Consider the following 23,995-nt stretch of genomic DNA (forward strand, 5'->3'; position numbering starts at 1 on the left):
GGCGAAGAGGCCGCCATTGTAGTCAAAACCAGACCTGGACTCCAGCGCCCGGCAGGCTTTTAATTGGGCAAAAACGCAGCAAATTTGTGCAAATTTAGTAAAAAGTGTTCACAGCATAAGGGCAACGAAAGTTTTTGCAGTTATGCGCTCTTCTGCATAAATTATCAATTGTATTGTTTTTATAAGTCATTGATTTTTATATGGTAAAAATTTCACCGCAAAGCTATTGATCTGGCGCTACCCCGCGTTGATTCAGGGGTTTGCTTGTTGAGCCCTCCCAAATTCACAGACTTATCCACAGAATCTGTGGACAACCTTAGCCAGGCCTTGCGTCGCCTGAACTTCTTTCGTTGCGGCCATGAATAAGCAATGCATAGCTGCTGAAATTGCAGAATCTGCCATTTTTTAAGCGCCCTGGCGAAACAAACAGCAACTGAATCTATTTGCTGAAAAAGCGCGGGTGAAAGTGTTGACAGGGGTAGGGGCTGGCATTAGTATTGCGCCCCGTTGTGAAGCTGTTCCCTAGTAGCTCAGTCGGTTAGAGCGGCGGACTGTTAATCCGTAGGTCGTTGGTTCGAGTCCAACCTGGGGAGCCAAACAGCACTGTAGCAACGCGTTATACCACTCCCTAGTAGCTCAGCCGGTTAGAGCGGCGGACTGTTAATCCGTAGGTCGTTGGTTCGAGTCCAACCTGGGGAGCCATACTCCTGATAAATTCTTTCGTTTTTCCTCTGAAATATCTTACTCTTAGGATCTTAGAGTCCGAAGTGATGCATCCTGATCAGAAATTATTTATGAACATAGCTACGCGTCTGAGTCTGCTGTCCTGGGGTTGTGCCCTGCTCTCTGCAGTATTGAGTTTTTGGTTATTCTGGCAGGCGGCATCTCTGCAAATCAGTCAGTTACAACAGACCCATCAGGCTGCTATCCAGCAATTGCTGGCTAATCATCTGACCGGCGATACCAAAATACTGACCCGGCAACTGAGCAGTAGTTTTCAACTGCCTTATTTAAAGCTCAGCCAACTGGACGGTGCCGTGCTGCACGAGCATGATAATGCAGAAAGCGGTATTGAACTGGCCCGTTATGCACTGGCGCTTTTTGCCGTGTCGTTGGACCCAATGGAGATCCGGGATGAACTGCATGGGCTGACCGTCAGCTTTTCGCCTGCTTTGCAACAGCTTTTACGTCAGTTGCAATGGCAAAGCCTGTTGCTGAGTTTTGCTTCTGCTTTATTGGTGCTGTTGCCTTTTTACCGGCTGAAAAATCAGCCGGCACGCAAACCCAGCCACGCCTTGCATCCGCTTGAAAAAGTAGCCCAACAGGCCACAGGGCAAGCAGTCAGTCAGACTCAGACGTCCACCAGCGGTACCACAGCAGCAGATTATCTGCTGGAGCTGGCTTTGGTCGACCAACTGACCGGGTTGCCGAACCGCCAGCAATTTGTGCGCAGTTACGAGACCTTACTCAAAAATGCCAATGCAGTGCACCATAGCCTGTTTGTGGTGATCCGCTGTGAAAACCTGAATGACATTAATCAGCAGCAAGGTTACCTGGCAGGTGATCTCTATATTAAAGAGATGGCGGATCAGCTGCGACAATTGGCCCTGACACCACAACCCAGCCTGTTCCGCCTGAACCACACCGACTTTTGCCTGTTGCAGGCTGACGCCAGCCCTGAGCAGGCGCAGCAGCTGGCAGACCTGGTATTGCAACAGTGCCAGCTTTATTTGCAGCAAAAAAACCTGTCACATCCTGTGCTGCTGGGTCTGGTGCTGACCCATCAGGGCAAAGCTCTGGGCGAACTGTTGGCGCTGGCCGACACCGCCATTGGTCTGGCCCGCCAGCAGCATGGCAAAGGTTCGGTCCGGCTTTATTTATACAATGATCAGGAACACAGTGCCCATCAAACCAGTTTTTCCCCGCAGAACTGGCGGCAGTTGCTCGATGATATTATCGAGCAGCAGTTGCTGACCCTGCTGGGTCAAATGGTCCAGCCGCTGAACAAAGGCAGCCGCAGTTACACCGAATTGTTGGTGCGCTTTCGCAGTAAAGACGAGCAGTTGCTGCCCACAGCCCAGGTGCTGGAGATGGCCGGCAAACTGGACCGGCTGCTCGAACTGGAAAAACTGATTGTCGAACAGGCCATGGCGCTGGCCGGCCGTTTGCCCACTCAGACCTTGGGGATCAACCTGTCTGCCGGTGCAGTGCAGGATGAACAGTTTGTGGCCTGGCTGGACCGACGCCTGAGCCGGGAGCCAGAGCTGTGCAGCCGGCTGGTATTTGAAATCAGCGAACAAGGCTTGCAACACAACCTGCGACTGTCCAAACGCCTGCTGGATTTATTGCATCAGCAAGGGGCCAGGGTCACAGTAGAAAGGTTTGGCATGGGTATTACTTCCTTTAAGTTTTTCCGTGAGCTGAAACCGGACTTTGTTAAACTGGATGGCAGCTATACCCGGCAAATTGAAGACGACAAAAATAACCAGTACTTTATCCGGCTGATGGTGGACCTGGCCCACCGCATCGGTATTGCTGTGCTGGCCGAAAATGTGGAAACCGCAGCAGAAAAACAAATGCTGGAATCCCTGCTGGTGGATGGCCTGCAAGGCTACTATCTGAGTAAACCTGCTGCGCTGGAATAACAGGCGATTCAACGCTGAACTGTTGTCTGTCGCAGTGCAAGACCGCATAATACCGCCAGTTTTTTCTGGGAAACTCTTATGTCCGAATTTCTGATGTTGTTGGTCAGTACCGTCCTGGTGAACAACTTCGTGTTGGTTAAATTTTTGGGCCTCTGCCCTGTGATGGGGGTGTCCAAAAAGCTGGAAACCGCCATAGGTATGGCGATGGCGACCACTTTTGTGCTGACGCTGGCGTCTTTATGCAGCTATCTGGTCGACACCTGGCTGCTGCAACCGCTGGATTTACTGTACCTGCGCACACTGGCTTTTATTCTGGTGATTGCTGTTGTGGTGCAGTTTACTGAAATGGTGGTGCATAAAAGCAGCCCGACCCTGTACCGCTTGTTGGGGATATTCCTGCCACTCATTACCACCAACTGTGCGGTGTTGGGTGTCGCCCTGCTGAACGTTCAGGCCCGGCACGATTTTCTGTCGTCTGTGGTGTATGGCTTTGGTGCAGCGGTCGGTTTCTCTCTGGTGCTGATTCTATTTGCCTCCATGCGTGAGCGACTGGCGGCTGCAGATGTGCCGGTCAGCTTTAAAGGGGCCGCCATTGCGATGGTGACTGCAGGCCTGATGTCCTTGGCTTTTATGGGCTTTACCGGCTTGGTGAAAGCGGTATGACCATTCTGACTGCCTTATGGGCCTTGGGGATACTGGCGCTGATCTTCGGTGCTTTATTGGGCTATGCGGCCATTCGTTTTAAAGTGGAAGCCGACCCACTGGTCGATCAAATTGATGAGATTCTGCCACAAACCCAGTGCGGTCAATGTGGTTACCCGGGCTGCCGTCCTTACGCCGAAGCCATTGCCAATGGCGACGACATTAATAAATGCCCACCGGGCGGCGAAGCCACCATTAAAAAACTGGCCGATTTAATGGGGGTGGATGCCAAACCGTTGAACGAAGCCCAAACACCGGCGGTAAAACGGGTTGCTTTTATCCGCGAAGAGGAATGCATTGGCTGCACCAAATGCATCCAGGCCTGCCCGGTGGATGCTATTGTCGGCGCGTCGAAGCAAATGCATACCGTTATTGTGGACGAATGCACAGGCTGCGATCTCTGTGTCGAACCCTGCCCTGTCGATTGCATAGAAATGCGTCCGCTTGCCCCCAGCCTGGAGCGGTGGAAATGGGATTTACAGGCCATACCGGTCAAAGTGGTGGAGTCCTGATTTGGGTACCTTATTTCAGCAAATTCAAGCCGGTGAACTCTGGGATTTTCACGGCGGTATTCACCCGCCCAGCCGCAAAGAAAGGACCAACCATAAACCCGTTGCGCTGATGGATATACCGGCGCAGTTGTATATTCCGTTGCGCCAGCACATTGGGGTGGCGGGCCAGTTGCAGGTGAAAGTGGGAGAGCGGGTGTTAAAAGGCCAGGCTTTAACCAAAGCCAGCAATGCCATGGCGGTGCCTGTGCATGCCCCCACCTCGGGACTGGTCAAAGCTATTGAACTGCACCCCAGTGCGCACCCTTCGGCACTGCCGGAGCCCACATTGGTGCTGGAACCGGATGGTCTGGATGAATGGCGGCCCCGCCAGCCTCTGGACCCGGATCACTCTGATGCCTTTACCTTACTGGAGCGCATTCAGGATGCCGGTATCGCCGGTATGGGCGGCGCAGGTTTCCCCAGCCATCTGAAGCTCGGCGCCAAACAGCCGGTCGACTACCTGATTATTAACGCGGTGGAATGTGAGCCTTACATTACCGCAGACGACCTGCTGATGCAGGAGCGTGCCAGCGATATTCTGGCCGGCATTGAAATTCTGATGAAGCTGCTGAACCCCAAAGCGGTCTTGATTGGTATTGAAGACGACAAACCTATTGCCGCGGCGTCGTTAAAAGCGGCCATTGGCCAGAAAGAACATATCTTCGTGCGCGAAGTGCCAACCAAATACCCGTCCGGCGGTGAAAAGCAGCTGATCCGGCTGCTGACCAGCAAGGAAGTGCCGGCAGGCCGCCGCCCTGTCGATATTGGCATTGTGATGCAAAACGTCGGCACTGCTTTTGCGATAGCTCAGGCGGTGCTGGACGATATTCCGTTGATCCACCGGGTGGTGACGGTCGCAGGCGACACCCTGACTCACCAACAGAATATGCTGACCTTAATTGGCACCCCAGTCAGTGATTTGCTCAGTGCCTGTGGCTTTCAGGCCGGGGAACAACAGCGGGTTATTATGGGCGGGCCTATGATGGGCTTTACCCTGGCCGACTGGCGTATTCCTGTGGTGAAAACCACCAACTGCATTCTGGCCCCGACCGAAGCCGAACTGCCAGCCGCCCAGCATGAAATGGATTGTATCCGGTGCAGCGCCTGTGCCGACGCCTGCCCGGCCAGCCTGTTGCCACAGCAGTTGTTGTGGTACAGCAAAGCCAAAGACCAGGACAAACTGAAAGAATACAACCTGTCGGATTGTATTGAATGTGGCGCCTGTGCTTATGTTTGCCCCAGTGAAATTCCGCTGGTGCAGTACTACCGCGTTGCCAAAGCCGAGATCCGCGAAACGCAGCGTGAGGAGCTGAAAGCCGAACAGGCCAAAGCACGCTTTGATGCCCGCACCGAACGACTGGAACGGGAAAAACAAGAACGGCTGGAGAAAAACCAGCAACTGGCGGCCCAGCGCCTGGCGGCGCAACAGGCCAAAGGTGAAGCCGACAGCGCAGCCGCTAAAGTGCAACAGGCGCTGGAGCGGGTGCAGCAACAGCCACAGCCTGAACTGGACAAAGCCGCGGTGCAGGCCGAACGGGAACGGCGTAAAGCCGAGGCGCTGGCCTATCAGCAACAAAAACGCGCCGCAGAACAAGCCGCGACCCAAGAGGCAGCCGCACAGCCACCCACAGCAGCACCTGAGGCCCCGACAGCGGAAGACCCACGCAAAGCTGCTATTGCTGCCGCGTTAGCCCGTGCCAAAGCAAAAAAAGCACAGCAGTCTGATGACGTAGCGCCTGCACCAGCCCCAGCAGACAAGGACGCTGAATCAGCCGCAGAGGCGGAGGATCCGCGAAAAGCCGCGGTGGCTGCCGCTATAGCCCGTGCCAAAGCAAAAAAAGCACAGCAGTCTGATGACAGTGTGAATGCAGAGGCTGCGGCGGAGGATTCAGGAACACCAGCAGACAAACAGCCAGCGCCAGCAATGCCTGAAACTGTGGCTGAAACAACCTCGGCCACCACGGATCCGGCGGCGGCGAAAAAAGCGGCAATAGCCGCCGCTATTGCCAGGGCCAAAGCCAAAAAAGCACAGGATAACGAACCATCATGAGTTTCAGAGTAGCCAGCTCCCCACATCATCACAGCCAGAAAAAAACCAGCAGCCTGATGCGTTGGGTGGTTTTAGCCGCACTGCCGGGTATTGCGGTGCAGGCCTGGTTGTTTGGTTATGGCGTGCTGGTGCAGCTGTTGCTGGCCAGTGTGACCGCTCTGGCGGCGGAAGCTGCGGTGCTTGTGCTTCGCAACAAACCGGTTCAGCTCAGGCTGAATGATTACAGTGCATTGGTCACCGCCGTCCTGTTGGCAGTGTCTGTTCCGTCTTACGCCCCCTGGTGGCTGGTGGTGATTGGCACTGTATTCGCCATAGTGGTGGTGAAACAACTGTATGGGGGTCTGGGCCATAATCTGTTTAACCCGGCCATGGCCGCCTATGTGATGTTGCTGGTGTCCTTCCCCCAGCCGATGACCAGCTGGTTACCAGCCGCGCCACTGCAATCCACAGCCTTAAACCCGGCGGATGCGGTTTGCGCCATTTTCACCAATTACAGCTGCGCTGGCTACAGCACCAGCCAGTTACGGCAGGACGCCGATGGCCTGAGTATGGCCACCCCGCTGGATACCTTACGTACTGATTTAAGCAAAGGCCTCACCACCAGCGAAAGCCAGCAAAAATCTGTGTTTGCCTATGGCGCCGGAGAAGGCTGGTTTTGGGTGAACCTGGCTTATTTAGTGGGTGGTTTGGTTTTGCTGCAGCAAAAAGTGATTCAATGGCGTATTCCGGTTGCCATGCTGGGCACCCTGTTTGGCTGCAGCCTGCTCGCCTGGATGATTTCGCCCGATACCCACGCCAGCCCGCTGTTTCAGCTGTTTTCCGGTGCCGCTATGCTGGGCGCTTTTTTTATCGCCACCGATCCGGTCTCGGCGTCCACCACAGACAAAGGCCGCCTGGTGTTTGGCGCCCTGATTGGTCTGCTGGTGTTTGTGATCCGCAGTTTTGGTGGTTACCCCGACGGCGTGGCTTTTGCCGTAATGTTGGCCAATATGACAGTGCCGCTGATTGACTATTACAGCCGACCCCGTACTTATGGCCATCAGGCCAAAGGAGGCCGTTAATGCTGAAGTTCATCGGTAAAAATGCGCTGATCCTTGGCGTGGCGGCTATCAGCTGCGTATTAGCTGTGGCTGTGGTGAATCAAATAACCTATCAGGAAATAGCCAGGCAACAGGAGCAGAATAAGCTCAACACCCTGGTGGAAGTATTACCTGAGCTCAAAGGCAACAGCGATATTCTGCAAAGCTGCGTGCTGGCAGAAGACACAGTGTTGCTGGGCAAAGCTGCGGCACAGCGCATTTACCGCTATCAGCAGCAAGGGGCAGTCAAAGCTTACCTGGTGGAAACCACGGCGCCCGATGGCTACAGCGGCAATATCGAAGTGCTGGCCGCTATCAGCCCTGAGCTGACAGTGCTTGGGGTGCGGGTGCTGGCGCACAAAGAAACGCCTGGCCTGGGTGATAAAATTGAACTGAAACGTCACCCCTGGATTTTGAGTTTCGCTGGCAAGGTGCTGGCTTCTGCCGACGATAAAAGCTTTGCGGTGAAAAAAGATGGCGGCCAGTTTGATCAGTTTGCCGGGGCCACCATTACGCCCCGGGCTGTGGTCAAGGCTGTAAAAAATGCGGCTATTTACATTCAGCAACACCCGGAACTGGCGCAACTGCCAGCCAACTGCGGAGCAGCCAAATGAGCGTCTACAAAGACATAGTCCGTCAGGGCTTGTGGCAAAATAACCCTGGCCTGGTGCAGTTATTGGGCCTCTGCCCTTTGCTGGCGGTGACCACCAGTCTGACCAGCGCTTTAGGCCTTGGCCTTGCCACTATGCTGGTGCTGCTCAGCACCAATACCGTGGTGTCACTGGTCCGAAACTTTGTTCCCAATGAAATCCGCATTCCTATTTTTGTGATGGTCATCGCCTCGGTGGTGACAGTCATTGAGCTGTTGATGCATGCCTGGATGTACAACCTGTACCAGGCGCTGGGCATTTTTATTCCACTGATTGTGACCAACTGCATTGTGATTGGCCGGGCTGAAGCCTATGCCTCCAAAAATTCGGTGGGGCCTGCCGCCTTTGACGGCCTGATGATGGGCACAGGCTTTGCGCTGGTGCTCTGTACTTTGGGGGCGGTACGTGAACTGGTGGGTTCAGGCTCCTTGTTTGCAGGCGCCGATCTGTTGCTGGGTGACTGGGCCAAAGTCTTGACTATTCAGCTATTTTCGCCGGAAAACCCCATGCTGCTGGCCATTTTGCCACCCGGTGCTTTTTTGGTGATGGGCCTGCTGATCGCCGGAAAAAACCAGCTGGATCTCCGTGCCAAAGCCCGCGCCAAACCGGCTGAACAAAAAATATCCCGCGCCCGGGTTACTCACGTAAGCAACTGATGAACAAAGATAAAAGACGCGAAATATTGGTACGGCTGCGGGACAACAATCCCAAACCCACCACTGAGCTCGAATACAGCACACCGTTCGAATTGCTGGCCGCTGTATTGTTGTCGGCCCAGGCCACTGATGTCGGCGTGAATAAAGCCACCCGCAAGCTGTTCCCGGTGGCCAATACGCCCCAACAGATCTGGGACCTTGGCGTGGACGGCCTGAAAGAGTACATCAAAACCATAGGGCTCTTTAACTCCAAAGCCGAAAACCTGATTAAAACCTGCCGTATCTTGCTGGATAAACACAAGGGTGAGGTACCGGAAAACCGCGAAGCCTTAGAAGCCCTGCCCGGTGTTGGCCGCAAAACCGCCAATGTGGTTTTAAACACAGCCTTTGGCTGGCCGACCATAGCGGTGGACACCCACATCTTCCGCGTCAGCAACAGAACCAAATTTGCCCCCGGCAAAAACGTCGACGAGGTAGAACAAAAACTGCTGAAAGTGGTGCCCGCCGAATTTAAGCTGGACGTCCACCACTGGCTGATTTTGCACGGCCGTTACACCTGTGTGGCCCGAAAACCCAAATGTGGCAGCTGCCTGATTGAAGATCTGTGCGAGTTTGCCGACAAAACTGAATAAGCCGTTAACCGGCGACAGCAGAACCAAGGAGTTAAGCAATGCGTATGCTGCATACCATGCTGCGGGTGGGCAACCTGCAGCGTTCCATCGAGTTTTACACTGAGGTGCTGGGCATGAAGCTGTTGCGCACCTCAGAAAATACCGAATACAAATACACCCTGGCTTTTGTTGGCTTTCAGCCGGAAAGTGAAGGTGCGGTGCTGGAGCTGACCTACAACTGGGGCGTCGAAAGTTACGACTTGGGCAATGCCTATGGCCATATTGCACTGGAAGTGGATGATATTTATGCGGCTTGCGAACTTATCCGCAGCAAAGGTGGGGTGATCAGCCGTGAACCTGGCCCGGTGAAAGGTGGTACCACAGAAATCGCCTTTGTACGCGATCCGGACAACTACGCCATTGAGCTTATTCAGAAAAAAGCCAGCTACGATCAGCTGTAACAGCTGGGGTCAGAGTACTACTCTGACCCCAATCACTTTACTCCAGCTCAATCCAGACTTTGTCATTCAGCGACATCGCCAGGTTGTTATCGTAATACGCCGCTTCGTTGATAAAGGTGGGGTACACCACTTTGTCGCCGTTATAAGGTACTTCGGTGCCATCAAACAGCGTGAAAATCGGGTCGCCCGGATAAATTGGCTGATAGTCCTTGTCCTGCACATTTTTATGCACCATGCCCAGCCGCTCGCCTTGTTCATTCATCGGCAGCTTAATGCTGTGCAGATACAGATAAGCTTCAGTGCGTTTAGGCAGTTGTGGTAAAGCGCCCGTGTTGAACAGTTCCACAAAATCCAGAATATGCCTGGTCATCTCGTGCATCTGCTCCAGCACGTCCTGACGCAGCACCGACTGCGATTGCGGCCCCACTTCCACAATGACCCCATAGGTGCCTAAAGTACACAACAGTGCATGATCCTCTCGGGCAAAATGGTCTTCATCGCGCGAGATAATAGCCTCCGGCATCTGCATTTTGACATAAGCGGCCAGCTGATTATAAAAAGGCCCGGCCTGTGTCATGATAAGGCAGGCGCCCATATTGCTGGTGGTGTTGTGCAGATCGATGACAAAATCGGTTTTTGGGTTTTCTTTTGGACCGAGCAGTTGGTTAATCACTTTGGCCCGGCTTTGCTCGTAGTTGCCAAGCGCCGGGTTATTCAGATCCGCCGTTTTAAACTGCCGGTTTAAATCACTGTGTAAATAACGTTTATTGGCGCGGTGCGCTTCCGGGTTGGCAAAAAGTGTGCTGACCGAAAAACTGGGCCTTTGGATCAGCTCTGGTTGCTGCTGATAGCGGCGAATGGCGTAGATACCGGAAAATTCATTGCCGTGTACACCACCAACAATGGCGACAGTGCGGATAGGGGTCATAAAATGCAGTCCTCAACGCAAACAGAATGGCCCTAGTATGCCGCTAAACAGATGAAATTGCAGCTTATTTAATAAAAATGCAAAAAATGAATATAAAAATTCAACTCAGGCGGCAGGACGGGTTTCGCTCAGCACCTGGCAGGGAATTTGTAACGCGGCGTATTTGCTTAAGGCTTCACTGAATACCTGGTTGGCCTCACAGACACATTGACCACATTGGCTGCCTAAGCCCAGTTGCTTGCGAATTTCACGCATACTGGTGGCGCCTTCAGCAACTTGCTGGCGAATGGCTTTGTCGGTGACAGCTTTACACAGGCAAACGTACATAATGCACTCACTTTGATTCAGTGAGCGCATCTTAATCTAATCAAGAATGGTTATCAATAGCCAAAAGCAGGACATCAGAACTTTTCAGTGATAAAGGGTAAAGCCAGATCTTCCGGCTGCAAGGTTTCACCCGCATCAATTTCCAGTGTGGGGGCTACTGCCCTGCCCTGCAATTCAGCGAGCAGTTCCGCCCATTGCTGACCTGCACCGCAAAAGGTGTCGCCATAACCACGGTCACCCAGCGCAATCACCTGATAACTTTTGCCGGTCAGTAACGGGAAGCGGTCTTTCACGTCGATAAAAAACGGCAGCAGGTTGTCCGGAATATCGCCCTGCCCTGTGGTGGAGGTGATCACCAGCCAGATATCCGGTGCAAAGGCCAGCACGTCATTCAGTTTGGGTTCGACCGACAACCAGGTCTGGTACCCCTTTTGCTGCAGAATTTTTTCGGCTTCTTCGGCGACAAACTGAGCGCCGCCGTACACAGTGCCGACCATGATGGCGATTTTCTTCATCCGTTCTCTCCTAATGCAGATAGCTGCGCTAACCCAGGCTGGCAGTTCAGCATGTGCTGCTGATACCAAGGCCAGTCCGTCTCAAATCCCAATCGGGAAAACAAAGGTGCCAGATCCGTTAAGGGCGCATCAATCTGCAGCGGTAAACCGGTCAGCGGATGCGTCAGTTCCAGCCTGGCGGCATGCAACACCAGCCGGTGGCAGTCAAAATGCTCGCGGAACAGCCGGTTGTGCCGGCCTTCGCCGTGGTTCACACAGCCCACCACCGGATGGCGTAAATGCGCCAGATGCCGGCGGATCTGATGCTTACGCCCGGTCAGCGGCTGTGCCAATACCAGTGAATAACGGGCCGCCTGGTATTTCCCCACTGCAATGGGCAATTCCACCCGCGCCAGGGGCCAGAAGGCTGTCTGTGCCTGTTGTTTGTCTTTGTCTTGGTCCGCTTTTTTATCAGCAATGGCATCCAGCTCTTCTTTGAGCGGGTAATCCAGTAAACCTGGTGCCCGGAAAAAGCCCCGGCACAGAGTCAGGTAATATTTATTCCAGTGTCTGGCGGTCAGTTGTGTGGTCATCAGTCTGGCAATTTCGGACGACAAGGCAAACAACAACACACCAGAGGTTGGCCTGTCCAGCCGGTGCAGTGGAAACACATGCTGGCCTATCTGGTCGCGCAGCTTCTGCACGGCAAATTCAGTCTCATGTTTATCCAGGAAAGAGCGGTGCATCAACAAACCAGAGGGTTTGTCGATGGCGATCAGCGCGTCATCCCGGTATAAAATGTGGAGCGGCTCAGTCACGGCGGCTTTGTTGCTGGCGTTGTCCGCTGAGCAGTTCATCCAAATCCCCGATACGGTTAATCAGCGCCAGTTTGGCATCATCAATAGGTTGAAAGGCTTCTTCAGCTATAGGGCAGACACTGATTTGGCTGGGCAATGGCAAACCGCCTTCGAGCAGCGCCCGCATACGTGGCAAAAACACATACTGCAGCCATTGCTGCAACGGCATGGTGTCGTAACAAAAGGGCAGCGTACTTTGCAGAGCTGCGGCATCAGGTGGGTTTGGACTCCAGAGCTGCAGGGCTTTCAGCTCTGCTTCTATCTGGTCCAGCAGTAAAATGACCTGTGAATTCATCGTTCCTCCGAAAGGCGCCAGTTTACCACAGCTGCAATGGCCCCTTGCAAAGGGGCGCAGCTGTCGCCATTATTCCCCGGCATAAAAGGAGAAACTGATGGATTTTGTCTGGTTATTATTGGCGGTGATGGCACTGGCTTACACCTTTTTATTACAACGCAAGCAAGACGAGGTGGCCGAAAAACTGGCGCGCCAGCTATGCAAGCAGCAACAACTGCAATTTCTGGAATGTGCCCGTGACGGGCATCAGTTCAGCCGAATCGACAACAGATTCCGCTGGTTCACCCGCTACAAAGTCGATTTTTCCAGTGACGGTGAAAGCCGTTATCAGGGTGAGCTGCGTTTATCCGGTCTGCGTTACCTGAGTTTTCAGCTGCCACCTCACCGGATTTAATTCAGCTGGCGCAGTTTGCGGTTCAGCTGTCCGGTCAGGAAATCTTTGTACATCACCCAGTCTGCCAGCAGGCTGTAAAAAGGGTATTTGAAGGTGGCCGGTTTATTGCGCTCAAATTTAAAATGCCCAACCCAGGCAAAGCCATAACCCGCCAGTAACAGCAGCCACCAGTAAGCCCAGGCGCCGCTCCAGGCAATACCCACCAGCAGCAACAGCACCAGAGTCGACCCGGCGTAGTGCAGTTGACGACAACGCGGGTCGCGGTGTTCCGACAGGTAATAAGGGTAAAATTCAGCAAAACTTTTAAACTGACTCATCTAATCCACCACTTTTAACGGCGATGTTTGCCGTGGTCTGAACATCAGGGTACCAGACACTTTGGAAAAACTCAGTTTGGTGATTTTCTGGTAATGATCGTCACTGAAAAACTTCAGGTTTTTCTCCAGCGTGACAAAGACCCCGACCCCCAGCGAATTCGGGTCCTGCTCCACCACCGAATCGACGGCATGGCGCAAATAATGCCCCAAGCCCGAATGCTGATAAGCCGGTGCTACCGCAATAAAGGCCAGCATATGGTAGTGCTGCACCGGCATAGCGGCGTGAATTCGTTGTTCTTTGTCCAGCAACTGCTTCATCGACACATAACCGGCCGTCAGCAGCATTTTCAGCCGCCAGTGCCAGAACCTGTCACCACTCAGCGGGGAATCCGGTTCCACCACACAGGCGACGCCCAGTAACTGCTCCTGCTGAAACAGGCCAATCACCGGCTGCTGTTCCTGCCAGAATAAATTCAGTTCTTCGCGAATGGTGGCTCGCAGACGCTGCTCGTAATCGGCTTTTTCGGCATTGAAGATGTCCATAAACACCGGATCATCGTGATAGGCCTGATACAACAGGGAAGCGGCCAGCTTTAACTCGTCGCCCTCTAATAAACGGGCTTTTAAGCTATTGAGATCTAAAGGAACGGGACTTGTCATGGAACTATCCTCTGGTTTTTATACACCATAGCAGTGAAGCAGATTCTTGCCAATGCCAAGGTTTTTTATAGGCCAGAGTTGAATTGACTATAGTTAGAGTACATCAGACGTCTGCGCAGAGGAGCCGATTTATGCACCAGATTAATCACGATTTACCCAGTTTATTTGCTCAGCTGGGGCTGGATAATTCAGAACAAAGCATGCGTAACTTTATTGAACACCACAAGTTGGCCCCAGACCTGGCGATAGAACGGGCGCCATTCTGGGATCAATCCCAGGCCGCGTTTCTGGCCGAACAACTCAAAGCCGATGCCGACTGGAGCGAGATCATCGATGAACTCAGTGTGCTGCTGCGTTAGCAGCACACTGAGTCCGTTGAATTACAGCTGGCGGTACGCCTTGTCACCCCAACCTGTTAACAGGCCATTGCGGAAAATCAGCGGTGTGCATTCATCTTTGCTGGTTTCACCATCGCTGTGCTCATGCTGGGTGCGGTAGAACAACACCACAGTGTCTGCACCGTTGGCGGAGAAGGATTCACTGAAATCAGGCGTTCCTAACTGACCACGTACGCTGTCCAGTGAGGTGCCGGTTTGCAAATTACTGATCACCTGATTGTTGTGTTTCTGAGTTTTGCGCCAGGCTGACTTTGAGCTGTCGTCATCGTCATGACCGCCGACAGCCACTACACAACCAGATAAGGCCATCATGGCGCTGGCAACAGTAATTACTTTTAAGTAGTTCATTGGGCTTTCCCTTGTCGTTTTTAAAAAGTTACTTTTGTTTAGCAAGCAACAGGCCAAAATTTTAAACTATTAAAAATCAATAACCTACACAACAACACTGGTAAGTACATTCTGCCAGATGGTAAATTTCACCATAAATTAGCCGGATTATTATGTTATGAGTCAATTAGCACAACAAGTGGCCGCAGCGGCCCAAGCCCTGCAGCAGGAAGGTAAGGAACCCAGCCTGGCGCTGATTAAAGGCCGACTGGGTCATGTCGCGATGAGCCCTGCACTGCTGCAGGCGTATCAGGCCTGGCGTAATGGCCTGGTCGTGGTCACACCGGGCGAGCTCCCTGTTGCCCCGCCAACAGCTCCGGCAGAAACCGGCGATTTGCAACACCAACTGAACCGGATTGAAGCCAAACTGGATCTGCTGCTGCAGAAACTGGCTCTCTGATGTGGGTGGCTGAACTTCGCTTTACATTGATTGCAGATACCAGCCTGAGCCGCGTAGAACAAGCGATCCGCCAGTATCTGGAAAGCCTGATTTTTCAGGGACAAATGTTGGGCAGGGAGTTTCCTACCTACCAGACTGAAGACGGCTTTATCAGTCGGTTGTTGTTGCCCGAACCTGAAGCACTGCAGCAGCAGTGGCACAGCCAACGTGGCCTTGATGCACTGCAACAGTTGGCCACAGCAGGGCTTGGTTACCCTCAACTCAAACTGCTGGGTCAGGATCTGATGGCCAACCATACTGATCCCTGCGCCGTGCCTGCCGCCCTGATCCAGTTTTGCAGCTTCAGTGCGATGAATTCCGTACTCTACTGCGCCGAACATTTTGCCCCTGTGCCTTTGTACCGGCTGCGCCGCGGTGGTGCTGACTTTGAAGCACTGATCCGCTGGCAACTGCAGTACCAGGCATTGGATGAAATTCAGATGCAGCAAGAGCGCGTGCTGCCGCGTCAGGCAGAGCTTTGCCTGCAGCAGTTTGGCAGTGCGTTAAATAAGATGGGCTATCAGCACGCCCGGTCCTTGAGTACTGAGCTGAACAAGCCGGTGTATTACTACCTCTACAGTGGCAGCAGCCACAACTGTGCACTGGAAGGCGAAAAAACCTGCCCCGGCTGCGGTGGTCCATGGCGGCTGGAGCAGCCCTGGCACCAGCTGTTTGATTTTCGCTGTGAGCGTTGCCAACTGGTGTCGAACATCGCCTTTGACTGCAATCACTCTCTCTAGAATGCAAGTTGCTGTAAAAACTGGCTGAGATCCGCTGCCAGACAATCACTGACTTCCCTGCCAACCTGTTCCAGGTAAATTTCACCGCTGCTCAGCAGCATGGAAATCAGATAATTGTCATCGTCAGTGGCCGCAATAAACACCGTTTCCCGCTGTTTCAGCCGCCTTTTCATCAGCACGTGAGCCACAATATTCTGCTGCAGCCGTTCAAAGTCGGCCTGATGCCAGGCCATCAGCAGCTCCACGCCACCACGTTCGTGCTGCACCGACAGGCCAGCGCCCAGCCAACTGCCATAATACTCTTTCAACTGCTGCGGGAAAGACAGCGCCAGCGCCTGCTCCAGCGCAGCAAACTCCAGTAAGGGCTGCTGCGCCACCGGCAGCCAACGCACCTGCTCATCAACCACCTCGCCAATCTGACAGGGTGACTTCTGCACCGGGTCAGCCCAGGTCCAGAGGCTGGGGTGTTTCTGCAGGTAAGATTCGATAAACTGCTGGTATTGAACAAGGAAGGCGCTCGGCATCACGACTCACTTCTGTGCTAAAATTGCCGCCATTCTAACTTGGTTCCCGCACAGATGACAAAAATCCAGACCGAAGCGCTGGCCGGTTTAACCCTGGGCCAGAGCACCACCTATATCGACCAGTATTGCCCAACGCTACTGCAGGGCGTGCCACGCAGTTTGGGCCGTCAGGCCATTGGTTTAACGGCTGATTTGCCTTTTACCGGCCAGGACATCTGGCATGGTTATGAACTATCCTGGCTGAACCCCAAAGGCAAGCCTATGGTGGCGCTGGCCACTTTTGTGGTGCCTTTTGATACACCCAACCTGATTGAATCCAAGTCATTTAAGCTGTATCTGAACAGTTTAAATCAGAGCAAATTTGCCGATATCAGCCAGCTCTACCGTACCTTGCGTGATGACTTAAGTCGCTGCGCCGGTGGATCTGTGCAGGTCACTTTGCATAATGTTAATGAACTGTCCGCCTTTCAGCCAACCTGGTTGCCTGGCCGCTGTATCGACGAGCTGGACATTGAGATCGACGAGTACGATTACAATGCAGCCCTGTTACAACTCAAACCCAATGCTGAACTGGTGGAAGAAAAACTGCATTCGCATTTGCTGAAATCCAATTGCCTGATCACCAGCCAGCCCGATTGGGCCAGCCTGTATATTCACTACAAAGGCCCGGCGCTGGATCATGCCAGCCTGCTGAAGTACCTGATCAGCTTCCGTGGTCACAATGAATTTCATGAGCAATGTGTCGAGCGGATTTTTTCAGATCTGTGGAAACTGGCAGGCCCGGAATTTTTAACTGTGTACGCCCGTTACACCAGACGGGGGGGACTGGATATTAATCCGTTCCGAAGCTCAGGCCGGGCCGAGGTGCCGCAGTTCCGCCTGACCCGGCAATAGTGGAGCCACCGATAAAAAAACCGCCGAAACGGCGGTTTTTTTATCGGCAACTCAACGTTAGTTGTTGTCTTCTGTCGCTTCAATCAGGGTTTCAGCAAACTCTTCAGGGCCAATCACCACACCTGGTTGTTGTGCGTGTGGGAATACGGCAATAGCCAGCTCGTCACCGTTCAGACCCGCAGTCCATTTGTCCAGCCATACGGCCACGTCCACCGCCTGCGCCTGACACTGAGCCCAGTCGCCGTTAATCCACTGCTCTGCCAGCTCGGCATGAGGCCAGACCGGAATACAACGCTCATCGTCGGCGTCCACCAGCACAAAACCTTCTTCATCCACCAGGATCCAGATTTGCTCTGTATCAGCCACGGCGTTGACGAAATAGTCGTAACGCTGCTCTGCATCCAGTTCAGCCAGTTTGTTCAGATCGTCTGCTGTTAATTCATAGTTCATCGGTTGTCCCCTCAGGCGCCAGAAAAGGCGCGTATCATGACTGAAAGTGGCCTGCCCCGCCAGCGAATTTTATGGTGCTGTGGTGACCGCAAGACGCACTGGTACCTGCGGATAACAGACGTCAATATTGCCATTGCCTTTGTGCTGATAAAATACATGGGTGCGCGAACGTCGCTCCGCCAGTCCCTGAGTGAATTCGGCCCCCGAGGTGTTCATCCACTCCAGTGGCAGCTGCTTGTCTGCGGCCAAATCCGACCCCAGCCGGGCGCTTTTAATCTGGGTGCGCTGCGCCGCATTGGAAATTACACCACCTTGTTGAGTGTCACCGCGCCGGATGCGGTTCAGCACCGCCTGGCCCCACACCACTTTGCCCAAAGCCGACATATTTTTATCCAGATGACGCGGCGCCTGCCCCATCATAATGGCTAAATCAGCCACCCCTGTGTCTGGCTCATTGGCACGCGCCAGATTCACCACACCGGCACAATGCACCAGCCATTCCTGGCCTTTTTCCCGTGCCACCGCAAAGCCCTGATTAAAGCCGGTTTCTTCGGCCAGCAAATCCGGCTTCTGCACCAGCAGGTAGTCATCACCGGGCCGCACCGGCCAGCTGAATTCGGCTTTCATCGGTTCAAGTTGGGCCCGTTTGCCCCATTCGTGCTCAGGTACACCAAACTGAGCGACAAAACCTTCAATCACCCGGTAAAAGCTGACGCCATCGTAAAAACCAGCCTTGGTCAGTTGTTTCACCCGCTCCACATGGCGCGGTGCAAACTGGCTGGCCAGCAGGATCACCAGCGTGCCCTGATCGGTGTCCAGATACAATAAATCCTGCTGCGGCAGCGTCTGCCAGCTGGTGGGTTTATTTTGTGCCTGCGCAGAGGCCGCCCCAAGCGTCAGACCTGCAGCCAGCAACGCCAGTGGTATCCATTTTTTCATGTCATCTCCAAAGGGAAGAACCAAATCACTGCAGCGTACCGCAGGCCTTTGCCTGTCGCAACCAGCAGGAAAAACCAAAGGAAACGCGTTCTGAGTACCCCGGCTATCAATGTCAATGGGTCGCCAACCACAGGTAACCAGGCAAATAACAAGCTCCAAAGGCCATACCGCTGAAACTGAGTGCTGGCGTTCTGCAGTTGTGCGGGGCTAAAAGGAAACCAGCTTTTATGCTGAAACAGACCAAGCTTAAGGCCAAGATACCAATTCAGCGCCGACCCCAAAGTGTTAAACACTGTGGCCACCCACCAGAGCAGCAGTGGCGCATAGCCTTGCTGCAACAGGCCTGCCAGCACCAACTCAGAACCCAACGGCAACAGAGTGGCCGATACCAGAGCGCTCAGCGCCAGACTGGCGTACGCCAGCAGTTCAGACCCCATCAGCGCTATACCGCCTGCCGGCAGACTGGATTAAGCAAACAACACCAGTACACTGAGCCTCAGCCAATACAGCAGTAAAAACACAGCCCCCAGCAAATACAGGCTGAATCTTAACCTGACGTTATTGCTGCCGGTATGAACCAGGCAATGAGCCAGCCGGCTTAACACAAAACTCCAGCCCAACAGCACCAGCGGCCATTCCGCCAGCCCGGCAGGCAAAGTCAAAGCCACAGCGGCGAAATACAGTACCGGTAACTGAAACTGGTTGTCAAAGTTGCGGCTGGCGGTGATCACCCCTTCGTTGGCCCCCGTCAAATTCATGGTACGAAAGGCCTGCAGCGGAAATTCTTTATTACGCGCCGCGGCAAAACGGCGTCGCCCCATCAGCACCATCACAGCCAGCGTCAGCAGCACCTGCACCAGTACAGAACCAAACAGCCACTTATCCATCTTTTTATTACTCCACGCCATAACCTGTTGATGTCGCCCGCAGTGTACGTGCTTGTCGTGATTCTGTCATGTTCCCCCGCTAGATTGGTTTTTGTTATAGTGCGCCGGACTTTCAGAAGGAATGACGCGATGGCGCAACTGTATTTTTATTATTCGGCGATGAATGCCGGTAAATCGACGGCCCTGCTGCAAAGCGCCTACAACTACCAGGAACGTGGCATGCAGGTAGCGCTGTTTACCGCAGCCATTGATGACAGGTTCGGTGTGGGCAAAATCAGCTCACGTATCGGCTTGTCGATGGACGCGCAGATTTTCGATGCCGGTTTTGATTTTGTCAGCCACTGCCAGGCTCTGCTTGCCGAAGGGCCATTGGATTGTGTGCTGATTGATGAGGCCCAGTTTCTGAGTAAAAACCAGGTCCGTCAGCTGACCGATGTGGTGGACGGACTGAAAGTGCCTGTGCTGGCTTTTGGCCTGCGCACCGACTTTCTTGGCGAAACCTTTGCCGGCAGTCAGGCCTTGTTGGCCTGGGCCGACAAACTGATTGAATTAAAAACAGTCTGTCACTGTGGCCGTAAAGCCAACTTTGTGGTGCGGCTGGACCAGGATGGCCAGCCGGCGACGACCGGCAGCCAGGTGCAGATAGGTGGGAACAATCAATACGTCTCGATGTGCCGGGCCCATTTTAAGGAGTTGGTCTGGCGGGACTAACGGAGCATGAATGCGGGTGTTGTATGGAGTTCAGGCCACAGGAAACGGTCATATCAGCAGAGCCAGGGCTATGGGTAAATACCTGCAACAGCAGGGTGTTCAGGTGGATTACCTGTTTTCCGGCCGGCCAGCGGACCAGCTGTTTGATATGGAGCAATTCGGCCGCTATCAAACCCGTACTGGTTTGAGTTTTGTCACTGAACAAGGCCAGGTTAATTACCTGAAAACAGCACTGCAATCTCACCCTTTCCAGCTGTGGCAGGATGTGCGTCAACTGGACTGTCGCCGCTATGATCTGGTGCTGACCGATTTTGAGCCTGTCACAGCGCTGGCTGCGCGTCGTCAACAAGTCCGCGCTGTTGCCTTGGGTCACCAGTATGCCTTTTTACATCAAATTCCGATGACACATGACAACTGGATCAGTCGCAGTGTATTCCGGCACTATGCGCCGGCTGAGCAACAAATAGGCCTGCACTGGCACCATTTCGATCAACCCATTCTGCCGCCTATTGTGGATCTCGATGCCCATACTCCGTCGCCTGAAGCCGATTTGGTGCTGGTGTATCTGCCCTTTGAAGCGCCAGAACAGGTGTTGAACTGGCTTCGTCCCCTGACCGGTTTCAGATTCCGGCTCTATGGCCCCGGTCTGGTCAAAACAGAGCTGGGTCACATTTCAACCTCCCCGCCTTGCCTGGCTGACTTTAAACAGGACTTACACCGCTGTACTTTTGTCCTTTGCAACGCCGGTTTTGAGCTGGTCAGTGAAGCTTTGCAGCTGAAAAAGCGTATTCTGGTGAAACCTCTGCGGCGCCAGATGGAACAGGAATCCAATGCGCTGGCGCTGACGCAACTGGCCCTTGGCAGTGCCTTGCCACAACTGGACAGCCAGCAGATTGGCCGCTGGCTGCACAGTGATGTCCTCTATCAGCAGGTGCAATACCCGAACGTGGCAAAGCGACTCGCCTCCTGGATAGCCCAAGGGGCTGATGCCAGTTCGCTCGACCCAAAAAGCTGGTGGTAAACAACAGGTTAAAACTAACCTTGTGACATATTTCGGCTGCAAACAAACTGCAACTTTGTGATAGTCTGGTTCCGGTTAAACAGGGACTGCAGCGTGGCATCGAAACAAAGCTTTTACCGCAGCAAAAAAGTGCTGGTCATTGAAGATTATGAACAGGTCATCGCTTATATGCGCAGCATGCTGACGCTGATAGGCTTTGAGCAGATGATCTTTGCCCGCAATGCGGAAACGGCCATTGCGGCCTGTCGGCGTCACGACTTCGATTTTGTGTTGTGTGATTACAATCTGGGGGAAGGCCGCGACGGTTATCAGCTGTTTGAAGCGATGAAAGCCGAGCGGTGTTTGCTGCCATCCTGCTGCTTTATTGTGATCAGCGGCGAACGTCAGCGTCAGGCCGTGTACGGCATGATCGAGTTTTTGCCTGACGATTACCTGCTGAAACCTTTCAGTTATGCCGAACTGCAACGCCGCATTGACCGCGCCTTTCATATAAAACAGAGCCTGAAAGAGGCGTACCAGGCCATTGCCGATGAACAGTTTGAACCCGCATTACAACGCTGTGATGAAGCAGAGCTGGCCCACCCCGAACACAGCAATTACATCATCCGGCTCAAAGGCGAGTTGCTGGTCAAACTCGGCCGTTTCAGTGAGGCTGAACAGCTGTACCAGCATAAACTGGACGATCGGGAGCTGGCGTGGGCCAAACTGGGCCTGGCGGTGGCCAAAGGTTACCTGGATAAAAGCGAAGAGGCCGAAGAGATGCTGCTCGATTTGGCCGAACAGAATGAAACCCGGATTGAAGCGCTGGACTGGCTGACCCGTCTGTACCTGAGCCAACATAAACTGGAGCAGGCTTTTGAGACAGTGCGCACCGTCGCCGATGCCTCACCAAAAAACTACCTGCGCCAGCATGTGCTGGCCAATCTGGCTGTCGTCAATAATCAGCCTGAACTGGCCGTGCAAATTCACCGCCGTTTACTCGAAGCAGCCCGCTATTCCATTCATGATACGGCCGACAATATGCTGAACTACGCGCGGGCCCTGGTGCAGCAGGCACAACAGCAAAAGCCCGGCGAGCGCCGCCAGACGCTGCAGCGGGTCGAACATTTTCTGAAAGACATCAAAAAGCGCTTTCATCCCAGCACCTATGAAGCCGATAAACTGGTGCTGGATGCCCGGGTGGCGGCCCTGGAAGGCAAAGCAGATCAAGCCCGACAGTATCTGAAAAAAAGTGAAGATTTAAGTCAGCTGAAAGCCCCCAGTGCATCAGGGTTGCTGGACAGAGCCCGAGCTTATTTTGAAAGCGGCAATCTGGCGATGAGCGACCATTATATGGAAGCTTTGAACTCGCAATCGCAAAGCGCTGATTTATATCACAAAGCCATCAGCACCATGCTGTTGTCCGAACAACAGAAATACTCGCAAAAGCGCAGTACCATGCTGTCGAGCCATAACGCTGGTATTGAAGCCTACAGCCAGGGCCAGTATTCAGAGGCCATTCAGTATTTTATCGAAGCGCAAAAAGCCATGCCGGCCAATGTCAATATTGCCTTGAACCTGCTGCAGGCCATCAGTCAGCGTGGCCGCCTGAACGAAGACTTATTGTTCCTGGCCCATAAATGCATGAATGTGATTGAGCAGGAAGCGGAGCTGCCCAAAGATCAGCGCAAGCGTTACCAGTACATCCGCAAACAAATTGAACAGATGATATAAAAAAGGCACTTCAGTTGAAGTGCCTGTGGCCGCAGAGACAAAACTATGACGGATAACCGTCCGGGTTCTGTTTTTGCCAGTTCCAGCTGTCACGCACCATATCGGTCAGCGTTTTCTCTGTTTTCCAGCCCAACAACCGCTGTGATTTTTCAGGGCAGGCATAACTGACGGGGGCATCCCCAGGGCGGCGCTCCACAATCTGATAAGGCACAGCAACCTGATTCACCTGCTCAAAAGTTTTCACAATTTCCAGCACAGAATGGCCGAAACCCGAGCCGAGATTAAAGGCTTCCAGGCCAGGCTTGCGTTCCAGATAGCGCATGGCGGCCAGATGGCCTTCCGCCAAATCGCTGACATGAATATAATCACGCACGCCGGTGCCGTCCGGTGTCGGGTAATCATCGCCAAAAATACTCAGCTGCGCTAACTTGCCCACGGCCACCTGCGAGATAAATGGCATCAGATTATTCGGCAGCCCGTTCGGATCTTCACCAATCTGACCACTGCTGTCTGCGCCTACCGGGTTAAAGTAACGCAAAAGTGCAATATTCCAGTCTGGGTTGGCTTTCGAAAAATCCTCCAGAATGTACTCCACCATCAGTTTGGACTGGCCATAAGGGTTCACAGCGAAGCGATCTTTTTCTTCTGACAACGGCATTTGCTGCTCAGGCCTGTACACTGTCGCCGACGAGCTGAACACTAAATCTGTGCAGTTAAACTCCTGCATCACCTGACACAGAGTCAGAGTACCGGCCACATTGGTCTGGTAATAATTCAGCGGTAAACGCACTGATTCCCCTACCGCCTTTAAACCGGCGAAATGGATAACCACGGCAGGCCGGTGTGCAAAGAAGACCTCCTTTAACCTGTGGGCATCGAGAATGTCACCTTGTTCTATGGCCAGGTTGCTGTCATCCACCCCGGCTAAGGTTTTAACCCGCAGCAAGGCTTCCGGGCTTGAATTGCAGTAGTTATCAAGACTGACCACCTGATAACCTGCTTTTAATAACGCCAGAATAGTGTGGCTGCCAATATAGCCGGCACCACCTGTCACTAATACTTTCTTCATTTATTCATCCCATCTTTCTACATCGGCGAACAGACGACGCTGCCACACAGGCTCTATTTTTGCCGAAGACCTCTTTAGTTGAATCCGTTCAGGTCGTATTCCAACACAAAACCTGTTTACAGGCTTTTGTCTATCCAGCCAGGGAG

Annotated in this window: 31 protein-coding genes and 2 tRNA genes; 19 read left to right on the forward strand and 14 right to left on the reverse strand. The window is 53.3% G+C overall.

Going from position 1 to position 23,995, the window contains the following annotated elements; translation table 11 throughout:
- Window positions 1-519: 519 nt before the first annotated feature.
- From WKJ03_RS04670 to gloA, 11 genes are all read left to right on the forward strand, one after another.
- Window positions 520-596 (forward strand) — tRNA-Asn (locus tag WKJ03_RS04670).
- A 29-nt stretch (window positions 597-625) separates the two neighbouring features.
- Window positions 626-702: transfer RNA gene (locus tag WKJ03_RS04675), tRNA-Asn, on the forward strand.
- Window positions 703-794: 92 nt separating this feature from the next.
- Window positions 795-2,645: a GGDEF domain-containing protein gene (locus WKJ03_RS04680; protein WP_337841005.1), complete on the forward strand. Its 1,851-nt coding sequence runs from the start codon at window positions 795-797 to the stop codon at window positions 2,643-2,645.
- A gap of 78 nt (window positions 2,646-2,723) precedes the next feature.
- On the forward strand, window positions 2,724-3,308 hold the full coding sequence (gene rsxA, locus WKJ03_RS04685) for an electron transport complex subunit RsxA (protein ID WP_337841006.1): 585 nt from the start codon (window positions 2,724-2,726) through the stop codon (window positions 3,306-3,308).
- Window positions 3,305-3,859 carry an electron transport complex subunit RsxB gene (gene rsxB, locus WKJ03_RS04690; protein ID WP_337841007.1) on the forward strand — a complete coding sequence of 185 codons (555 nt, stop codon included), beginning with the start codon at window positions 3,305-3,307 and terminating at the stop codon, window positions 3,857-3,859. The genes rsxA and rsxB overlap by 4 nt, the downstream gene beginning before the upstream one ends.
- 1 nt (window position 3,860) lies before the next feature.
- The gene (gene rsxC, locus WKJ03_RS04695; protein ID WP_337841008.1) at window positions 3,861-5,948 is read left to right on the forward strand and encodes an electron transport complex subunit RsxC; all 2,088 of its coding nucleotides are present in this window, start codon (window positions 3,861-3,863) and stop codon (window positions 5,946-5,948) included.
- Window positions 5,945-7,009, forward strand: a complete 1,065-nt coding sequence (gene rsxD / locus WKJ03_RS04700) for an electron transport complex subunit RsxD (RefSeq protein ID WP_337841009.1) — start codon at window positions 5,945-5,947, stop codon at window positions 7,007-7,009. Before rsxC ends, rsxD begins: the two co-directional genes overlap by 4 nt.
- Window positions 7,009-7,641 (forward strand): electron transport complex subunit RsxG, encoded by a 633-nt coding sequence (rsxG, locus tag WKJ03_RS04705; RefSeq protein ID WP_337841010.1) that lies wholly within the window; start codon window positions 7,009-7,011, stop codon window positions 7,639-7,641. Before rsxD ends, rsxG begins: the two co-directional genes overlap by 1 nt.
- Window positions 7,638-8,333 (forward strand): electron transport complex subunit E, encoded by a 696-nt coding sequence (locus WKJ03_RS04710; protein ID WP_337841011.1) that lies wholly within the window; start codon window positions 7,638-7,640, stop codon window positions 8,331-8,333. Before rsxG ends, WKJ03_RS04710 begins: the two co-directional genes overlap by 4 nt.
- Window positions 8,333-8,965 carry an endonuclease III gene (nth, locus tag WKJ03_RS04715; protein ID WP_337841012.1) on the forward strand — a complete coding sequence of 211 codons (633 nt, stop codon included), beginning with the start codon at window positions 8,333-8,335 and terminating at the stop codon, window positions 8,963-8,965. The genes WKJ03_RS04710 and nth overlap by 1 nt, the downstream gene beginning before the upstream one ends.
- A 38-nt stretch (window positions 8,966-9,003) precedes the next feature.
- Window positions 9,004-9,405 (forward strand): lactoylglutathione lyase, encoded by a 402-nt coding sequence (gene gloA / locus WKJ03_RS04720; RefSeq protein WP_337841013.1) that lies wholly within the window; start codon window positions 9,004-9,006, stop codon window positions 9,403-9,405.
- 37 nt (window positions 9,406-9,442) lie between these two features.
- On the opposite strand, the gene WKJ03_RS04725 is transcribed toward gloA, so the two are convergent.
- From WKJ03_RS04725 to WKJ03_RS04745, 5 genes are all read right to left on the reverse strand, one after another.
- On the reverse strand, window positions 9,443-10,333 hold the full coding sequence (locus tag WKJ03_RS04725; RefSeq protein ID WP_337841014.1) for an aspartoacylase: 891 nt from the start codon (window positions 10,331-10,333) through the stop codon (window positions 9,443-9,445).
- Between the two features lie 105 nt (window positions 10,334-10,438).
- Window positions 10,439-10,660: a bacterioferritin-associated ferredoxin gene (locus WKJ03_RS04730; protein ID WP_337841015.1), complete on the reverse strand. Its 222-nt coding sequence runs from the start codon at window positions 10,658-10,660 to the stop codon at window positions 10,439-10,441.
- Between the two features lie 74 nt (window positions 10,661-10,734).
- Window positions 10,735-11,175 (reverse strand): flavodoxin, encoded by a 441-nt coding sequence (locus tag WKJ03_RS04735; RefSeq protein ID WP_337841016.1) that lies wholly within the window; start codon window positions 11,173-11,175, stop codon window positions 10,735-10,737.
- On the reverse strand, window positions 11,172-12,011 hold the full coding sequence (truC, locus tag WKJ03_RS04740) for a tRNA pseudouridine(65) synthase TruC (RefSeq protein WP_337841017.1): 840 nt from the start codon (window positions 12,009-12,011) through the stop codon (window positions 11,172-11,174). The genes WKJ03_RS04735 and truC overlap by 4 nt, the downstream gene beginning before the upstream one ends.
- Window positions 11,965-12,306 (reverse strand): YqcC family protein, encoded by a 342-nt coding sequence (locus WKJ03_RS04745; protein ID WP_337841018.1) that lies wholly within the window; start codon window positions 12,304-12,306, stop codon window positions 11,965-11,967. The genes truC and WKJ03_RS04745 overlap by 47 nt, the downstream gene beginning before the upstream one ends.
- A gap of 97 nt (window positions 12,307-12,403) precedes the next feature.
- Here WKJ03_RS04745 and WKJ03_RS04750 point away from each other — a divergent pair, with 97 nt between their 5' ends.
- On the forward strand, window positions 12,404-12,700 hold the full coding sequence (locus WKJ03_RS04750) for a DUF3301 domain-containing protein (protein ID WP_337841019.1): 297 nt from the start codon (window positions 12,404-12,406) through the stop codon (window positions 12,698-12,700).
- On the opposite strand, the gene WKJ03_RS04755 is transcribed toward WKJ03_RS04750, so the two are convergent.
- Window positions 12,697-13,017 carry a DUF962 domain-containing protein gene (locus WKJ03_RS04755; protein WP_337841020.1) on the reverse strand — a complete coding sequence of 107 codons (321 nt, stop codon included), beginning with the start codon at window positions 13,015-13,017 and terminating at the stop codon, window positions 12,697-12,699. The genes WKJ03_RS04750 and WKJ03_RS04755 overlap by 4 nt on opposite strands.
- On the reverse strand, window positions 13,018-13,677 hold the full coding sequence (locus WKJ03_RS04760; protein WP_337841021.1) for a GNAT family N-acetyltransferase: 660 nt from the start codon (window positions 13,675-13,677) through the stop codon (window positions 13,018-13,020). It abuts the gene before it with no gap.
- A gap of 131 nt (window positions 13,678-13,808) precedes the next feature.
- Here WKJ03_RS04760 and WKJ03_RS04765 point away from each other — a divergent pair, with 131 nt between their 5' ends.
- A complete protein-coding gene (locus tag WKJ03_RS04765) occupies window positions 13,809-14,036 on the forward strand; it encodes a DUF2789 domain-containing protein (RefSeq protein ID WP_337841022.1) in 228 nt (75 codons plus the stop codon).
- 21 nt (window positions 14,037-14,057) lie between these two features.
- On the opposite strand, the gene WKJ03_RS04770 is transcribed toward WKJ03_RS04765, so the two are convergent.
- Complete coding sequence (locus WKJ03_RS04770; RefSeq protein WP_337841023.1) at window positions 14,058-14,423, reverse strand: DUF3192 domain-containing protein; 366 nt, start codon at window positions 14,421-14,423, stop codon at window positions 14,058-14,060.
- A gap of 157 nt (window positions 14,424-14,580) precedes the next feature.
- Here WKJ03_RS04770 and WKJ03_RS04775 point away from each other — a divergent pair, with 157 nt between their 5' ends.
- Complete coding sequence (locus WKJ03_RS04775) at window positions 14,581-14,862, forward strand: hypothetical protein (protein WP_337841024.1); 282 nt, start codon at window positions 14,581-14,583, stop codon at window positions 14,860-14,862.
- The gene (locus WKJ03_RS04780) at window positions 14,862-15,641 is read left to right on the forward strand and encodes a DUF2310 family Zn-ribbon-containing protein (RefSeq protein WP_337841025.1); all 780 of its coding nucleotides are present in this window, start codon (window positions 14,862-14,864) and stop codon (window positions 15,639-15,641) included. The genes WKJ03_RS04775 and WKJ03_RS04780 overlap by 1 nt, the downstream gene beginning before the upstream one ends.
- On the opposite strand, the gene syd is transcribed toward WKJ03_RS04780, so the two are convergent.
- Window positions 15,638-16,165: a SecY-interacting protein gene (gene syd / locus WKJ03_RS04785; protein WP_337841026.1), complete on the reverse strand. Its 528-nt coding sequence runs from the start codon at window positions 16,163-16,165 to the stop codon at window positions 15,638-15,640. The genes WKJ03_RS04780 and syd overlap by 4 nt on opposite strands.
- 54 nt (window positions 16,166-16,219) lie before the next feature.
- Between syd and queF the strand changes: the two genes are divergently transcribed.
- Window positions 16,220-17,059, forward strand: a complete 840-nt coding sequence (gene queF, locus WKJ03_RS04790) for an NADPH-dependent 7-cyano-7-deazaguanine reductase QueF (RefSeq protein ID WP_337841027.1) — start codon at window positions 16,220-16,222, stop codon at window positions 17,057-17,059.
- Between the two features lie 57 nt (window positions 17,060-17,116).
- Here queF and WKJ03_RS04795 read toward each other — a convergent pair whose 3' ends face one another.
- From WKJ03_RS04795 to WKJ03_RS04810, 4 genes are all read right to left on the reverse strand, one after another.
- Window positions 17,117-17,509 (reverse strand): DUF2750 domain-containing protein, encoded by a 393-nt coding sequence (locus tag WKJ03_RS04795; RefSeq protein WP_337841028.1) that lies wholly within the window; start codon window positions 17,507-17,509, stop codon window positions 17,117-17,119.
- A 69-nt stretch (window positions 17,510-17,578) separates the two neighbouring features.
- Window positions 17,579-18,448 (reverse strand): peptidylprolyl isomerase, encoded by an 870-nt coding sequence (locus WKJ03_RS04800; RefSeq protein ID WP_337841029.1) that lies wholly within the window; start codon window positions 18,446-18,448, stop codon window positions 17,579-17,581.
- Complete coding sequence (locus tag WKJ03_RS04805; protein ID WP_337841333.1) at window positions 18,445-18,873, reverse strand: YqaA family protein; 429 nt, start codon at window positions 18,871-18,873, stop codon at window positions 18,445-18,447. Before WKJ03_RS04805 ends, WKJ03_RS04800 begins: the two co-directional genes overlap by 4 nt.
- Before the next feature lie 42 nt (window positions 18,874-18,915).
- On the reverse strand, window positions 18,916-19,335 hold the full coding sequence (locus tag WKJ03_RS04810) for an MAPEG family protein (RefSeq protein ID WP_337841030.1): 420 nt from the start codon (window positions 19,333-19,335) through the stop codon (window positions 18,916-18,918).
- Between the two features lie 129 nt (window positions 19,336-19,464).
- On the opposite strand from WKJ03_RS04810, the gene WKJ03_RS04815 reads away from it, so the two are divergent.
- The 3 genes from WKJ03_RS04815 (at window position 19,465) to WKJ03_RS04825 (ending at window position 22,780) form a co-directional block, all read left to right on the forward strand.
- A complete protein-coding gene (locus WKJ03_RS04815; RefSeq protein ID WP_337841031.1) occupies window positions 19,465-20,046 on the forward strand; it encodes a thymidine kinase in 582 nt (193 codons plus the stop codon).
- A 10-nt stretch (window positions 20,047-20,056) separates the two neighbouring features.
- The gene (locus WKJ03_RS04820) at window positions 20,057-21,067 is read left to right on the forward strand and encodes an MJ1255/VC2487 family glycosyltransferase (protein ID WP_337841032.1); all 1,011 of its coding nucleotides are present in this window, start codon (window positions 20,057-20,059) and stop codon (window positions 21,065-21,067) included.
- Between the two features lie 93 nt (window positions 21,068-21,160).
- Window positions 21,161-22,780: a response regulator gene (locus tag WKJ03_RS04825; protein WP_337841033.1), complete on the forward strand. Its 1,620-nt coding sequence runs from the start codon at window positions 21,161-21,163 to the stop codon at window positions 22,778-22,780.
- 43 nt (window positions 22,781-22,823) lie between these two features.
- On the opposite strand, the gene galE is transcribed toward WKJ03_RS04825, so the two are convergent.
- Window positions 22,824-23,849 (reverse strand): UDP-glucose 4-epimerase GalE, encoded by a 1,026-nt coding sequence (galE, locus tag WKJ03_RS04830; RefSeq protein WP_337841034.1) that lies wholly within the window; start codon window positions 23,847-23,849, stop codon window positions 22,824-22,826.
- Between the last annotated feature and the right edge of the window lie 146 nt (window positions 23,850-23,995).

It is taken from the genome of Rheinheimera sp., from assembly GCF_037442525.1.
GTDB lineage: Bacteria > Pseudomonadota > Gammaproteobacteria > Enterobacterales > Alteromonadaceae > Pararheinheimera.

Bases quoted from the DNA above. Each gene is read 5' to 3' on its own strand.
- WKJ03_RS04680 (WP_337841005.1), top strand. From the start codon at position 795: ATGAACATAGCTACGCGTCTGAGTCTGCTGTCCTGGGGTTGTGCCCTG.
- rsxA (WP_337841006.1), top strand. From the start codon at position 2,724: ATGTCCGAATTTCTGATGTTGTTGGTCAGTACCGTCCTGGTGAACAAC.
- rsxB (WP_337841007.1), top strand. From the start codon at position 3,305: ATGACCATTCTGACTGCCTTATGGGCCTTGGGGATACTGGCGCTGATC.
- rsxD (WP_337841009.1), top strand. From the start codon at position 5,945: ATGAGTTTCAGAGTAGCCAGCTCCCCACATCATCACAGCCAGAAAAAA.
- rsxG (WP_337841010.1), top strand. From the start codon at position 7,009: ATGCTGAAGTTCATCGGTAAAAATGCGCTGATCCTTGGCGTGGCGGCT.
- WKJ03_RS04710 (WP_337841011.1), top strand. From the start codon at position 7,638: ATGAGCGTCTACAAAGACATAGTCCGTCAGGGCTTGTGGCAAAATAAC.
- nth (WP_337841012.1), top strand. From the start codon at position 8,333: ATGAACAAAGATAAAAGACGCGAAATATTGGTACGGCTGCGGGACAAC.
- gloA (WP_337841013.1), top strand. From the start codon at position 9,004: ATGCGTATGCTGCATACCATGCTGCGGGTGGGCAACCTGCAGCGTTCC.
- WKJ03_RS04725 (WP_337841014.1), bottom strand. From the start codon at position 10,333: ATGACCCCTATCCGCACTGTCGCCATTGTTGGTGGTGTACACGGCAAT.
- WKJ03_RS04730 (WP_337841015.1), bottom strand. From the start codon at position 10,660: ATGTACGTTTGCCTGTGTAAAGCTGTCACCGACAAAGCCATTCGCCAG.
- WKJ03_RS04735 (WP_337841016.1), bottom strand. From the start codon at position 11,175: ATGAAGAAAATCGCCATCATGGTCGGCACTGTGTACGGCGGCGCTCAG.
- truC (WP_337841017.1), bottom strand. From the start codon at position 12,011: ATGAACTGCTCAGCGGACAACGCCAGCAACAAAGCCGCCGTGACTGAG.
- WKJ03_RS04745 (WP_337841018.1), bottom strand. From the start codon at position 12,306: ATGAATTCACAGGTCATTTTACTGCTGGACCAGATAGAAGCAGAGCTG.
- WKJ03_RS04750 (WP_337841019.1), top strand. From the start codon at position 12,404: ATGGATTTTGTCTGGTTATTATTGGCGGTGATGGCACTGGCTTACACC.
- WKJ03_RS04755 (WP_337841020.1), bottom strand. From the start codon at position 13,017: ATGAGTCAGTTTAAAAGTTTTGCTGAATTTTACCCTTATTACCTGTCG.
- WKJ03_RS04760 (WP_337841021.1), bottom strand. From the start codon at position 13,677: ATGACAAGTCCCGTTCCTTTAGATCTCAATAGCTTAAAAGCCCGTTTA.
- WKJ03_RS04765 (WP_337841022.1), top strand. From the start codon at position 13,809: ATGCACCAGATTAATCACGATTTACCCAGTTTATTTGCTCAGCTGGGG.
- WKJ03_RS04770 (WP_337841023.1), bottom strand. From the start codon at position 14,423: ATGAACTACTTAAAAGTAATTACTGTTGCCAGCGCCATGATGGCCTTA.
- WKJ03_RS04775 (WP_337841024.1), top strand. From the start codon at position 14,581: ATGAGTCAATTAGCACAACAAGTGGCCGCAGCGGCCCAAGCCCTGCAG.
- WKJ03_RS04780 (WP_337841025.1), top strand. From the start codon at position 14,862: ATGTGGGTGGCTGAACTTCGCTTTACATTGATTGCAGATACCAGCCTG.
- syd (WP_337841026.1), bottom strand. From the start codon at position 16,165: ATGCCGAGCGCCTTCCTTGTTCAATACCAGCAGTTTATCGAATCTTAC.
- queF (WP_337841027.1), top strand. From the start codon at position 16,220: ATGACAAAAATCCAGACCGAAGCGCTGGCCGGTTTAACCCTGGGCCAG.
- WKJ03_RS04795 (WP_337841028.1), bottom strand. From the start codon at position 17,509: ATGAACTATGAATTAACAGCAGACGATCTGAACAAACTGGCTGAACTG.
- WKJ03_RS04800 (WP_337841029.1), bottom strand. From the start codon at position 18,448: ATGAAAAAATGGATACCACTGGCGTTGCTGGCTGCAGGTCTGACGCTT.
- WKJ03_RS04810 (WP_337841030.1), bottom strand. From the start codon at position 19,335: ATGGATAAGTGGCTGTTTGGTTCTGTACTGGTGCAGGTGCTGCTGACG.
- WKJ03_RS04815 (WP_337841031.1), top strand. From the start codon at position 19,465: ATGGCGCAACTGTATTTTTATTATTCGGCGATGAATGCCGGTAAATCG.
- WKJ03_RS04820 (WP_337841032.1), top strand. From the start codon at position 20,057: ATGCGGGTGTTGTATGGAGTTCAGGCCACAGGAAACGGTCATATCAGC.
- galE (WP_337841034.1), bottom strand. From the start codon at position 23,849: ATGAAGAAAGTATTAGTGACAGGTGGTGCCGGCTATATTGGCAGCCAC.